At 72.8% G+C, this 1171-nt stretch carries 1 protein-coding gene; it reads right to left on the bottom strand.

Features of this window, described 5'->3' with window-relative positions:
* A partial coding sequence (locus IMZ11_RS42375; protein WP_228649198.1) for a PHB depolymerase family esterase occupies positions 1 to 983 on the bottom strand: 983 nt, incomplete at its 3' end.
* Between the last annotated feature and the right edge of the window lie 188 nt (positions 984 to 1171).

Genomic DNA, 1171 nt, shown 5'->3' with positions numbered 1-1171 from the left:
GTCGGGCTGGGCGTGGTGCTGGGGGTCGGGCTCGGGGTGACCCCGCCGTCCAGCCCGAAGAACCGCATGTCGTGGTACGCGGAGCAGATGGTGTCGAGGAAGTAGGCGCCCGCCGTGCCGCACTGGTCGGCCGCGCCGCCGGGATCCACCGGAGTTCCGTGCCCCATGCCGGCGACCGCGTAGAACCGTACGGCGTCGTCGCCGTACCGCTCCAGGGTCGTGCCGGAGGGAAGGCTCTCGGTGGACGCGGGTGTCCGCGGGACGCCGAGCACATCGGTGAACTGGTCGCGCAGCTCGGTGCCGTTGGCCTTGTTGACGACGTAGTCCGCCTGCCCGTGCCAGATGGCCACCCGAGGACGCCGTCCGGTGTAGCCGGGGTACGCGTCGCGTACGAGATCGCCCCACTGCGCCGGGGTCTTGCTGACGGCGCCGCCCATGCAGGTGCTCGTCGAGGCGGGCGGTGCGCAGCGGTACGGCAGGCCGGCCACGACGGAACCGGCCTGGAACAGGTCGGGGTAGGTCGCGAGCATGACCGCCGCCATCGCCCCGCCCGCCGACAGCCCCGTGACGGAGATCCGCCCGGTGTCGAGGCGGTATGCCCCGGTGGCGTGGGCGACCATCTGCGCGATGGACAGCGCCGCTCCCTGGCCCCGCCTGATGTGGGCCTCCTGGTACCACTGGAAGCAGTTGGACGGGAAACTCGCGGAGTCGATCCGCTCCGGAAGGATCAGCGCGAAGCGGTGGAGATCGGCGAACTTCCTCCAGCCGGAGTCGGTGAAGTAGTCGCTCGCGGTCTGCGTGCAGCCGTGCAGGGCCACGACGGCGGGCGCGCCGTCCGGCAGGCCGTCGGGGCGGTAGACCCACATGGTGAGGCCGCCGGGATTGGACCCGAACCCGGTGACCTTCTCAAGCGCCGCCGCCCGTGCCGGACGTGCCCCGGCGACCAGGGCGGTGACCAGGGCGGCGACCAGCACGACGGCCATGACAGCGGTGACGGCGCCCGGCGGCAGGACGAGGGCGGATCCGCCGACGGAGAGCGGGCCTCGACCGGGACGCGCCGGGACGCGTCTCGGGCGGGGTCCCGAAGAGCGTCCCGGAAGGCGTCCGGAAGAGCGTTCTGAGGGGCGTCCTGGGGTCTGTCGTGGGGTGTGTCGTGGGGTGTGTCCTGGGG

The organism is Microtetraspora sp. AC03309 (genome assembly GCF_020826795.1).
Lineage (GTDB): Bacteria > Actinomycetota > Actinomycetes > Streptosporangiales > Streptosporangiaceae > Microtetraspora > Microtetraspora glauca.
This window is presented reverse-complemented; position numbering and strand designations above follow the sequence as displayed.